Origin of the sequence: Achromobacter veterisilvae, from assembly GCF_037619525.1 — a bacterium.
Taxonomy (GTDB): Bacteria; Pseudomonadota; Gammaproteobacteria; order Burkholderiales; family Burkholderiaceae_B; genus Achromobacter; species Achromobacter veterisilvae.
This window is the reverse complement of sequence record NZ_CP148753.1, coordinates 1,374,516-1,385,587: the sequence shown is the minus strand read 5'-3', so window position 1 is coordinate 1,385,587 and position 11,072 is coordinate 1,374,516. Positions and strand designations below refer to the sequence as shown.

11 protein-coding genes are annotated in these 11,072 nt (G+C 68.2%); 2 read left to right on the top strand and 9 right to left on the bottom strand.

Annotated elements, in window-relative coordinates; all coding sequences use genetic code 11:
- Window positions 1–13: 13 nt before the first annotated feature.
- From ssuE to WHX56_RS06445, 5 genes are all read right to left on the bottom strand, one after another.
- Window positions 14–607, bottom strand: a complete 594-nt coding sequence (gene ssuE, locus WHX56_RS06465; RefSeq protein WP_129241403.1) for an NADPH-dependent FMN reductase — start codon at window positions 605–607, stop codon at window positions 14–16.
- Between the two features lie 21 nt (window positions 608–628).
- Window positions 629–1,429 carry a MetQ/NlpA family ABC transporter substrate-binding protein gene (locus tag WHX56_RS06460; RefSeq protein ID WP_129241402.1) on the bottom strand — a complete coding sequence of 267 codons (801 nt, stop codon included), beginning with the start codon at window positions 1,427–1,429 and terminating at the stop codon, window positions 629–631.
- A gap of 106 nt (window positions 1,430–1,535) precedes the next feature.
- Entirely contained in the window at window positions 1,536–2,906 is a 1,371-nt protein-coding gene (locus tag WHX56_RS06455) for an LLM class flavin-dependent oxidoreductase (RefSeq protein WP_338880785.1), read from the bottom strand.
- A 21-nt stretch (window positions 2,907–2,927) separates the two neighbouring features.
- On the bottom strand, window positions 2,928–4,145 hold the full coding sequence (locus WHX56_RS06450; RefSeq protein WP_338880784.1) for an SfnB family sulfur acquisition oxidoreductase: 1,218 nt from the start codon (window positions 4,143–4,145) through the stop codon (window positions 2,928–2,930).
- Window positions 4,146–4,149: 4 nt separating this feature from the next.
- A complete protein-coding gene (locus tag WHX56_RS06445; RefSeq protein WP_338880783.1) occupies window positions 4,150–5,391 on the bottom strand; it encodes an SfnB family sulfur acquisition oxidoreductase in 1,242 nt (413 codons plus the stop codon).
- 203 nt (window positions 5,392–5,594) lie between these two features.
- Here WHX56_RS06445 and WHX56_RS06440 point away from each other — a divergent pair, with 203 nt between their 5' ends.
- Window positions 5,595–5,789 carry a hypothetical protein gene (locus tag WHX56_RS06440; protein WP_338880782.1) on the top strand — a complete coding sequence of 65 codons (195 nt, stop codon included), beginning with the start codon at window positions 5,595–5,597 and terminating at the stop codon, window positions 5,787–5,789.
- Between the two features lie 105 nt (window positions 5,790–5,894).
- The gene (locus tag WHX56_RS06435; protein WP_129241397.1) at window positions 5,895–6,332 is read left to right on the top strand and encodes a universal stress protein; all 438 of its coding nucleotides are present in this window, start codon (window positions 5,895–5,897) and stop codon (window positions 6,330–6,332) included.
- Window positions 6,333–6,344: 12 nt separating this feature from the next.
- On the opposite strand, the gene WHX56_RS06430 is transcribed toward WHX56_RS06435, so the two are convergent.
- The 4 genes from WHX56_RS06430 to WHX56_RS06415 form a co-directional block, all read right to left on the bottom strand.
- A complete protein-coding gene (locus tag WHX56_RS06430) occupies window positions 6,345–7,355 on the bottom strand; it encodes a 2Fe-2S iron-sulfur cluster-binding protein (protein ID WP_338880781.1) in 1,011 nt (336 codons plus the stop codon).
- A gap of 12 nt (window positions 7,356–7,367) precedes the next feature.
- The gene (locus WHX56_RS06425; protein WP_129241395.1) at window positions 7,368–7,847 is read right to left on the bottom strand and encodes a GlcG/HbpS family heme-binding protein; all 480 of its coding nucleotides are present in this window, start codon (window positions 7,845–7,847) and stop codon (window positions 7,368–7,370) included.
- 44 nt (window positions 7,848–7,891) lie between these two features.
- A complete protein-coding gene (locus WHX56_RS06420; RefSeq protein WP_129241394.1) occupies window positions 7,892–9,352 on the bottom strand; it encodes an aldehyde dehydrogenase family protein in 1,461 nt (486 codons plus the stop codon).
- Window positions 9,353–9,438: 86 nt separating this feature from the next.
- The gene (locus WHX56_RS06415) at window positions 9,439–10,971 is read right to left on the bottom strand and encodes a hypothetical protein (protein WP_129241393.1); all 1,533 of its coding nucleotides are present in this window, start codon (window positions 10,969–10,971) and stop codon (window positions 9,439–9,441) included.
- Window positions 10,972–11,072 lie beyond the last annotated feature (101 nt).

The following is an 11,072-nucleotide window of genomic DNA, read 5'->3' as shown; positions in this document are numbered from 1 at the left end:
GCGAACTCCGGGGTCAGACGCTGAAGCCGCCCGCAAGCGCGAGCCGGCCCAGGTCATAGGCTTCGTTGACGACGGCGCCGCGCGGCAGCACCTGCTCGGACAGACGGTCCACGGAGTCCTCCAGCCGCAGGCGCACGTCATCGTCGATATCGGCCAGGCCCTGCTCGTCCACCCGCACTTGCTTGTCGGTGGCATAGACGCCGGCCAGGATGTGGCGCGCGCCCAGCGCGGACAGCACGGGCTTCAGGCCGTACTCCAGCGCCAGCAGGTGCGCGGGACTGCCGCCGGTGGCGATGGGCAGCACCACTTTGCCGGCCAGCGCCTTTTCGTCCAGCAGGTCCAGCACCGCCTTCAACCCGCCCGAAAACGAGGCCTTGTAGACGGGAGTCGAGATCAGCACCGCATCGGCGGCCGCCACCCTGGCCCGCAGCGCGCCCGCCGCGGCGCCGGTGTAATGGCCTTCGATCAGTTCTTCGGCGGGAATGTCGCGCAGGCCCAGTTCGCTGATGCCCAGTCCGCGCGAACGCAGGATCTGCGCCGCGTGGCGCAGCAGGGCGGAAGAACGGGAACGCGGCGCCGGGCTGCCCGCCAGGGTAAGAATGCTCATGATGTGTCGCCAGGGGCCGGGTCAGAAAGCGGGAACGAGGGAACCCTTGAATTCCTTCTCGATGTAGGCCCGCACCTCGGGCGATTGATAGGCCGAAACCAGCTTCTTCACCCAGGGCTGGTCGCGGTCCTTGGTGCGCACGGCGATCAGGTTGGCGTACGGGCCATCGGCGGCCTCGCGCCCGATCGCATCGCGGGCCGGCACCAGGCCCGCCTGTTCGGCGTAGTCGTTGTTGATGGACGCGGCGGTCAGGTCGTCCAGCGAGCGCGGCAATTGCGCGGCGTCCAGGGCCACCAGCTTGAGCTTGCGCGGGTTGGACACGACATCCAGCGGCGTCGCGTTGTTCTTCTGCTCGGCCTCGGGCTTGAGCGTGATGAGCTTGTACGCGGCCAGCAGGCGCAGGGCCCGGTTGCCGTTGGAGGGATCGTTCTGGATGCCCACCGAGGCGCCCTCGGGCAGTTGGTCCAGGGACTTTATCTTGCGCGAATAGAACCCGAGGGGAGCGGTCACCGTCAGGCCCACGGGAACGATGTCGAAGCCGCGCGCCTTGATCTGGTTGTCCAGGAAGGGCTTGTGCTGGAACGCGTTGGCGTCGAGGTCCCCGGCGTTGAGCGCGGCGTTGGGAAGCTGGTAGTCGTTGAACTTGACCAGCTTGATCTGCAGGCCGTCGCGGGCGGCCACTTTCTGCACGACTTCGAAAATCTTCTCCGCGGTGCCGACGGATATGCCTACGGTGATAGAGGGCTTGTCCTGCGCATGCGCGCCGGCGGTGAATGCAAGGGCCAGCGCGGCGGTGGAAAACAAGCGGCGTAACGGGGACATGGAATCGTTTCCGGGTTTATTGAAGAGACCGGTTGATTCTGTCATCGCATCGCGGCCGGCAAAAATACTTAGTCGGCATGACCTTATGTCGGAGCGCGCCAATCCGCTAGGCGGGAACCGCGCGCGGGGCGGCGCCCGCGTGCGCTTCCGGCAGCCTGCCCCTGCCCCGCCCGAACAGTTTCTCCCGCAGCGGACCGTCCGCGTACGCCGTCTTGTACGATCCGCGCGACTGAAGTTCCGGAATGACCAGCTCTATGAAATCCTCGTAGCATTCGGGCGTCACTGTCCTGGCGAGATTGAAGCCGTCGATATCCGTTTCGGCCACCCAGGATTCGAGTTCGTCGGCGATCTGCGCGGCGCTGCCGACCAGCGCGGGATAGCGGCCGCCCAGCGCCATGTCCGCCAGCAGATCGCGCACCGTGCGGTCCGTCCTGGCGACCGTCAGGCTCTTCACCGCCGATTCGATGGCGTTGTTCTTCACGTAGCGGATCGGCTCGTCCGGCCCATAGCGGGAAAAGTCGATGCCGGTGGAGCTGGCGTAGTGGGCCAGGCCCGCCTCGGGATTCGCGTAGCGCAGATAGTCGGCGTGCTTTTCCCGGGCCTGGGCTTCCGTTCCGCCGGCAACCGCGGTGACGCCCATGAAAAACTTGATGTCGCGCGGGTCGCGGCCTTCGCGCGCGGCCGATTCCCGTATGTCCGCCACCAGTTTGCGCAGGCCCTCCTTGGTCTGGCTGGACACGAACACGCATTCGGCGTGGCGGGCGGCGAACGCCTGGCCGCGGCCGGACGAGCCGGCCTGGTACAGCACGGGCGTGCGCTGCGGCGAGGGCTCGGACAGGTGATAGCCCTGGACGCTGTAGTACTTGCCGGCGTGGTCCACTCGCCGGACCGCCCCGGGGTCCGCATAGACGCGGGCGCGCCTGTCGGCCTTCACCGCGCCCTCGTCCCAACTGCCTTCCCACAGTTTGTAGGCCACTTCCAGGAACTCGTCGGCGCGGTCGTAGCGTTCGTCGTGCGCGATCTGCTCGGACAGGCCCATGGCGCGCGCCGCGCTTTCTAGATAGCCGGTGACGATGTTCCAGCCGATGCGCCCGCCGGTCAGGTGGTCCAGGGTGGAGAAGCGGCGCGCCAGCAGGTAAGGCGCTTCGTAGGTCAGGTTCACCGTCACCCCGAATCCCAGGTGGCGCGTGGCGGCGGCCATGGCCGAAACCGTCAACAGGGGATCGTTCACGGGCAACTGGATGGACTCGCGCAGCGTCAGGTCGGCCGAATCCCGATAGACGTCGTACACGCCCACGATGTCCGCCAGGAACAGGCCGTCGAACAGGCCGCGTTCCAGCAGGCGCGCGAGGTCCGTCCAGTAATCCAGCGTCTTGTACTGGACGGAGTTATCGCGCGGATGCGTCCACAACCCGTGGTTGATGTGTCCGACGCAATTCATGTTGAACGCGTTCAGGAGGATTTGCTTCTTCGCCATCGCGGCCCGCTCCAACGGATTTCAGGTAGTGCCGGCGCGCGCGGGCGCCGCGTCGTTCAAGTAGTAGTTGCCCACGGCATGCAGCTTCCAGCGCACGGGGTCGTGCAAGGTGTGCGTGCGGGCATTGCGCCAGTGCCGGTCCAGGTTCAGAGGGTCCAGCGTCGACTGCGTGCCGGCGAGTTCGAAGAGCTTGCTGCCCGCGGCCAGCGAGGCCTCGGTCGTCAGCACCCGGGCCTCCGCCACCGCGATGGCGGCCGCGGCCACGTTCTGCGGCGACGCGTCGGCGGTGGCGGCGTCCAGGATCCGGCCGGCGCGCGCGACCAGGGCGCGCGCGGCATCCAGCCGGATGAACAGGCGCCCGAATTCGCCGATCGTGAGCGGGTCGTCGGACGCGCGCTCGACGCCGGCGTCGACCCAGGGGCGCGAGCGCTCGCGCACGAAATCCACGGCGTCGGCCAGCGCGGCCTGCCCGATTCCCAGGTCGATCGCGGCGTGGATGATCTGCGCCAGCGGCTTGATGGTGTTGGCGGGCGCGGCCGGGTCCGTCAGCACCATCACGTTTTCGTCCGGCACGGCGACGTTCTTGAACAGCACCGTGCCGCTGCCCGTCACGCGCTGGCCGAAACCCGACCAGTCGTCGATGATTTCCACCCCCGGGCTGTCGCGCCGCACGAAGGCCAGGCGCTGAATGCCGTCTTCGCCCACCGTCGCGGTGGGAACCCATTGGGCGTAGAGCGCGCCGGTGCAATAGAACTTGCTGCCGTCGATGCGCCATCCTCCCTGGGGATCCACCGTCAGGCGCGTGCGGCGCTCCGCCGCGGTCCGGGTGCCGATCTCGGCCAGCGCGTTGCCGAAGCGCTCGCCCGCCAGCGCGCGGGCATAGAAGCGCCGCTGCTGGTCCGCGCTGCCGTTCACGCGCAGGACCTCCAGCGCGTAGTAGTGGTTCTGGGGGATCTGCCCCAACGAACCGTCGGCGCGGGAGATGATCGCCGTCACCTCCGCCAGGGTGGCGCGGGACACGCCCGCGCCGCCATGCTCCCGCGGCACGGTGATGCCCCACAGGCCGGACTGCGAGTAGCGCTCCAGCTCCGGCAGCGGCAGGCGGCGTTCGCGGTCGCGCTGCGAAGCTTCGCGGACGAAGTCCGCGGCCAGCGCCCGGGCGGTCTCCAGCGCCTGGGCATCGGTTTCGATGATGGCGGCGCGGCGAGGGGCCAGCGAGGAGACGTTGTCGTGGGACATGGATTCAGATCCAGGAATGGCGGTTGGGCCGCCGGCCGTTCAGCACGTAATCCCCGACCGCGTGGTATTTCCAGCGCACGGGATCGTGCAGCGTGTGCGTGCGCGCGTTGCGCCAATGGCGGTCCAGGTTGAACTCGGACAGCGATGAACGCGCGCCGGACAGCTCGAAGAGTTTTTCGCCCGCGGCCAGCGCAATCTCGGTCGTCAGCGCCTTGGCCCGCGCTACCGCGATGGACGCGGCGGCCGCGCCATCGGCGTCCAGCGGACGTTGCCCGGCATCGTCCAGGTGGCGGGCGGCTTCGTCCAGAACGGCCCGGGCGGCATGCAGTTCGATGTGCAGCCGGCCGACGTCCGCGATCACATAGGGGTCGTCCGTCGCGCGTTCGACGCCCGCTTCCGCCCAGGGGCGCGAGCGTTCGCGCAGGAACGTCACCGCGTCCCGCAGCGCGCCTTGCGCGATGCCGGCGTCGATGGCCGCCTGCATTAGCTGCGCGAAGGCGCCTTGCAGCGTCGGGCTGTCCTGCACGGTCCATGCGGGAAGGATGCTGCCCGCCTCGACGCGCACATTGTCCAGCAGCACGGTGCCGCTGGCGGTGGTGCGCTGCCCGAAGCTGGACCAGTCGTCCACGACCGCGAGGCCCGGCGCGCCGCGTTCCAGCACCACGGTGACCAGGCGGCCTTCCGCGTCCAGCGCCTTGGTGGGAATCCAGTGCGCGAACAGCGCGCCGGTGGAGTAGAACTTGCGCCCGCTCAGGCGAAAGCCGTCGCCGTCCGGGGTCAGGCGCGCCTGGATGTCGCGCGCATGGCGCGTATGCCGTTCCGGCCCCGCGTTGCCCAGCCGGCGGCCCGCCAGCACGCCCTCGTAATAGCGGCGTTTCTGCGCCGGCGTGCCGGTCAGCCGCAGCAGGTTGAGCGCGCCGAAGTGATTTTGCGGAATCTGGCCCAGCGAGGGATCCGCTTCGCTGACGATGCAGAACACTTCGGCCAGCGTCGCGTGCGAGACCTGCGCTCCGCCGAACTCGCGGGGCACGGTGATGCCGCCCAACCCGCTGGCCGAATAGCGTTCGATCTCGCGCCACGGCAGGCTGCGTTCCAGATCGCGCGCCGCCGCGCCCTGGGCGAAGTCGACGGCCAGCGCGCGCGCGGCCTCGATGGCCTGGGCATCGCTCTCGATCCTGGCGGCGGGGACGACCCGCGGCGCCTCGTCGTCTTCCTGGGCGGTAGAGGGGCTTGAAGCTTGCGGCATGTTTCGCCCTGCGGTTGGGGAAAGCATGCAGCCTAAGACGGCGCGCCGGCCCGCGGAAGAACTGATTTCGCATGGGGATATTTGGAATCGGTATATGCGGCGCAAGCCCGCGCCGCGCATATCGAAATCACCAATCGGTGTTTGTGCTGCGTCCGGCCTCTTGCTTAGAGTCGAGGCTTTCTTTCCGACCGAAGGACGCTTCCATGACGCCGCCTGTTCCTCCCGTTCCGGACCCGCAAGCCAGCGCCTTGCACCGCTGGCTCATGGCGGCGGGCGCGCTGATGGGCACCGGCGCGCTCTTTCCCAACGTGGTCTGCGCGCCGCCGCGCGCCGGCCTGCCCACCACCCCTCTCCAGGAGCCGGCGCCTTGCGCCGACGCGCTGCGCGGGACAGCCTGAAACCCGCGTCCGCCTCGTCCTTATGCTGGACTGGATTGCGCCCGGCGGCGGGCCTATACTGGATCGGCCGCTGCCCGGGATTCCTTTTCCTAAAGGAGAGGCAACATGTACAAGCACTTGCTCATCGCCGTGGACGGTTCGCTTCTGTCCGAGTCGGCCTTCAAGCGTGCTCTTGTTTTCGCCAAGGAAATGGGAGCCACGGTCACGCTCATCCGCGCCATCCCGGAAGACCATCTGCTGATCTACCAGGCCGAGATGCTGGGCACCACGCAGGCGCATCACACCGATCAGGCGCGCAAGAACGCGCAAACGTATCTGGACGGCCTGGAAGCGGAGGCCCGCCACGCGCTCGTTCCCTGCAACGCCGTCGTCACGGTCAACGACCATCCCCATGAAGCGATCGTCGAAACGGCGCAGAGCCAGGGCTGCGACCTGATCATCATGGGCTCGCACGGCCGCCACGGCATGACGGGATTCCTGCTGGGCAGCGAAACCCAGCGCGTGTTGGCGCACACTCGCCTGCCGGTGCTGGTGTTCCGCTAGAAGCCGGCCGGCTCAGCCGGCGGCGGCCAGCGCGTGCTGGAAGGTGAAGCTGTCGGCGTACATATGGTCCAGGCTGGCGCCGCGGGCGGCCAGCAGATGCTTGGCCTGCCGGATCATCTCCGGCGCCCCGCAAAGGTAGAACGCGTGCTCGGCGAGGTCCTCGTGGTCTTCCAGGACAGCCTGCTGCACGTGGCCTCGCCGCCCCTGCCAGCCGGCGCCCGCGCGCGACAGCACCGGCACGAAATTGAACTCGTACAGGCGCCCCGCCCAGCCCTCGATCACGTCGCGCAGGTACAGGTCGGCCTCGGTGCGCATGCCCCAGTACAGCGTGACCGGCGGGCAGTCCTCATTGTCCAGCAGCGATTCCAGGATGGCCTTGATCGGCGCGATGCCGGTGCCGGTGGCCATCATGATGAGCGGCCGCCAGTCTTCCTCGTGGTAGCTGAACACGCCGAGCGGCGCCTCGATCTCCACGCCGGCGCCCGCTTGCGCCTGCCCCAGCCAGTGGTCGGTGTAGCGTCCTCCCGGGATGCGGCGCACGTGGAAATCCACCAGGTTGCCCGCCGGCGCGGAAGCCATGGAAAAACTGCGCGTTTCGCCGTCGGGCAGCACCACGTTCATGTACTGGCCGGGCACGTAGTCCAGGCCCGGCTCGGGCAGCGCCAGGGTCAGGTGGATGACGTCGTCGCAAAACCGTTCGAGACGGTGGATGGTGGCCGGCAGGCGGCGCGGCTCCGGAAACGACTGCCGGCTGCTGGCCACGCTGATGCGCAGATCGCCGAGCGGCCGGGCCTGGCAGGCCAGCGCGTAGCCGTCGGCCGCCTCTTCCGGCGTCAGCGCCATCGGGAATTCGTCGTACGCGACGGCGCCCGACTCCAGCTTGATGCGGCAGGTGCCGCAGCCGCCGAAGGTGCACTCGTGCGGCAGTTTCACCGCCGAGCGCTCGGCGGCCTGCAACACGGATTCGCCTTCTTCGACGTGGAACGCCTCGTCGGTTTCCAGGATATGCACTCGGTATGCCATGGCCGGCCCCGCCTATTTCTTGATGTCCGCCTCGACCAGCACCTTCATGCCGCGCGGCTCCAGGAGCGCCGCCAGCGCGGCCAGCGCCGCCACGCCGGCCTTGGTGTCCTGTTCGCCGTTGCCGCCGCTCAGGCCCACGCCGCCGATCACCTCGCCGTTCACCACGATGGGAAAGCCGCCGACGAACACCGCGAACTTGCCGTCGAAGCTCCACTGGATGCCGAAGGCTTCGTTGCCGGGCAGCGCCGGTCCGTTGGGCGGCGTATTGAACAAATGCGTGGAGCGCTTGTGCCCGGCCGCGGTGAACGCCTTGTTCCAGGCGATCTGCGGGCCGGTGATGCGCGCCCCGTCCATGCGTTCCAGCGCGATGGGGTAGCCGCCGTCGTCCACGATGCAGATGGATTCCAGCACGCCGATCTCTTCCGATTTGGCGATGGCGGCGCGCACCATGACGCGCGCTTCTTCAAGTTCCAGGCGATAGACCTGCTTCATAGCGATATCCTCTTCCGATTGCGATGGACGGGACCGGCCGGGCGTCAGCCCGCGCGGTACACGGTCTTGATCTGGGTATAGAACTCCAGCCCCGCGCGCCCCGATTCGCGGAACGTGGACGTGCTGGAATGCTTGAGCCCGCCGAACGGCGCGTTGATCAGGTTGCCGGTGGTGGTCCGGTTGATCTTCACCGTGCCCGCCTGGATGTCGCGGGCGAAGCGGTGCGCATAGCGCGCGTCGGTGGTGGCGATCGCGGCGGCCAGGCCGTATTCGGTATCGTTGGCCTTGGCGATGGCGTCTTCGTAGCCGTCGACCTCGATCAGCGCGATCACCGGGCCGAAGATTTCCTCCCGAGCGATGCGCATCTGCTGCGTCACCCCGGTAAAGAGCGCCGGCGTCACGAAGTAGCCGCGGTCGAACCCCGCGCCGGTGAGGCGGTCGCCGCCGTATAGATGGGTGGCCTCCTGCTTGCCGAGCGCCACGTAGCCCAGCACGCTGTCCAGTTGCTTGGCGGTGGCCAGCGGGCCCAGGTCGAAGTTGCCGTCCAGGCCGTTGCCGATGGTCAGCGCCTTCATCCGGGCCAGCAGCCTGTCGGTGAAGTCCTGCCGCACCCGCTTGTCCACCAGCACCCGGCTGGTGCCCGTGCAGGCCTGGCCGCTGAGCGAAAAACCGCCCTTCACGGCGAGGTCCACGGCCCGGTCCAGGTCGGCGTCCGCCAGCACGATCAGCGGATTCTTCCCGCCCAGTTCCATCTGCGTGCGCGTGGTCAGCCCGGCCGTCCGATGGATCTGTTCGCCGGCGGCGGTGGACCCGGTGAACGAAATCGCGCGGACCGCGCGCGCCCCGGTGATGGCCTCGCCGACCGCGCCGGCCGGCCCGGTCAGGAAATTGAGCACGCCGGCGGGCAGGCCGGCGTCGATGAAGGCCTCGGCCAGGCGGTAGCCCGACAGCGGCGCGTCGGAGGACGGCTTGAACACCACGGTATTGCCGGATATCAGCGCCGGGGCGATCTTGCGGGCCGGAATGGAAATGGGAAAGTTCCAGGGCGAGATCACCGTCACCACGCCCAGCGGCTCGCGCTGGCTGTAGACCACCATGTCCGGATCGTCGTTGGGATAGGTCTCGCCGGTGTAGGACTGCCCTTCCACGGCATAGAAACGGATGGTCTGCGCGGAACGCAGCACTTCGTCCTTGGCCAGGCCCAGGCTCTTGCCTTCCTCCCGCGTCAGTTCGCGGGCGATGTCGCCGGCGCGGTCTTCGAGGTATTGGGCCGCGCGGAACAGGATGGCGGCGCGCTTGGAGATCGGCGTATCGCGCCAGCCGGGAAAGGCGGCCTCGGCCGCTTCCACCGCCTGCCGCGCGTCGGCCGCGTCGGACACCTGGAAGCGGCCCACGATATCGGCGGTATCCGCGGGATTGACGTTGGGCGCCGTTTTGCCGGCGGCGCCGGGAATCCAGTTGCCGCCGATGCGGTTCAGGAATGTTTGCTGCGAGAGATCGTCCACGGGAGCGCTTCCTTAGGCTGAACCAGGCGCCGCCCCGGGGGGACGGCAACCTTGTTTTGAACATTGTATACTTTAATCTTACCTACTCAACTCCAGATCAGCACGGCGCAGATCGTCGAGATGAACAGCGCCAGCAGCACCGGCAGCAGCAGGGCCCGCACCAGGGACAGCACGTTCACCCGCGCGAAGCCCGCCACCGCGATCAGCGAGGACCAGGCGATCAGCGTGCCGCCGCCCGTCCAGACGGCGCCCATCTGCCCGACCGCCGCCAGCGTCGCCGGGTCCACGCCCACCACCGGCCCCAGGGCGCCGGACAGGGTGCCGGTCAGCGGCAGGCCGGCGAAGCCCGAACCGTCGATCCCGGTGATCATGCCGACCAGCAGCACGCCGAACGCCACCAGGAAATGGTTTTCGGGAATCAGGTGCTGCCCGGCCGAGATCACCTCGAACAGCAATCCCGGCGCCTGCGCCTGGGGCACGCCCAGGATCTGCGCGGCCGTTTCATTGGCGCCCACGAAGAAGAAGCCCGCGATCGGCAGCACCGAGCCCATGGCCTTGAAGGCGAACACGAACCCGTCGGTGACGTGTTCGGGGCAGACGTCCAGCATCTTGCGCGGCCCTTCCGCCGCCAGGGTGACCAGCATCATCACGACGAAGGCCACGCCGCCCACCAGCGCCGCCGCGTCGCCGCCGCGCAGCGCGGGCAGGGACGGGAACAGGCGCGGCAGCACCATCACCGCGATCACGCCCAGGAACGCCAGCGGCGTCACGATGGCGAAGGTCTTGGACCAGCGCACCCGGCGGCGTTCTTCGCCGCTCAGTTCCGGCTCGCGGGGCAGGGCCGGGTCCGCGCCCATGGTGCCACGCGCCAGTTCCGCCTTGTCGAAAGAGCCGGACTGCTCGATGCGGGCCAGGCTGCCGTCCTGCCCGCGCTCCTGCCAGGCGGACAGGAGCGCCGGATCGGCCGCCACGATGTGCTTGCGGACCAGCAGGTAGGCGGCCACCAGCGCCACGGCCCCGGTGATCACCGACAGCACCAGCGCGCGGTCCGCCACCACCGCGGCGCTGACCGCCGCCCCCGCCGCCTTCGCGCTGATGCTCGGCGCCACGCCGATCACGTAGTCCGAGGACAGGGCCATGCCCTGGCCGGCGATGGCGATGGCCATGGCGCCCGCCAGGGGCGGCAGGCCGGCCGCGATGGCCGCGGGCAGCAGGATGGCGGACACCAGCGGCACCGCCGGCGTGGGCCAGAAGAACAGGGAGATCACATAAGTACAGAGGGCGATGATCGCGAACGAGGAATGGCCGCCCCGCATCACGCGGCGGAACGGCTGCACCATGCGCACGTCCGCCTGCAACGTCTTGAGCGCGTTGAGAAGCGCCGTCATGAAGGTGATCACCAGGAAGATATTGAACAGCTCCTTGGCGGCCACGAAGCTGGCCGAGAAGATGCCTATCAGCGCGCTGACCGGGTTGCCGGTGATGGCGAACACCACCAGGAAGGTGCCGATGACCGATGGCACCACCACGTTGGCCCGCAGGATCATCGTCAGGATGATCGCGGCCACGCTGAATAGGTACATCCAATGAGCGGAATTGAGCACTACGTCCGATTGCATGCGTTTTCCCCTTGTATGCGTGGCTGTCGGGTCACCACTGTCGGTATACTATATTTCGTTTTGATCTATATCAATCAAAATATGCGTACCCTGGGAAAAGC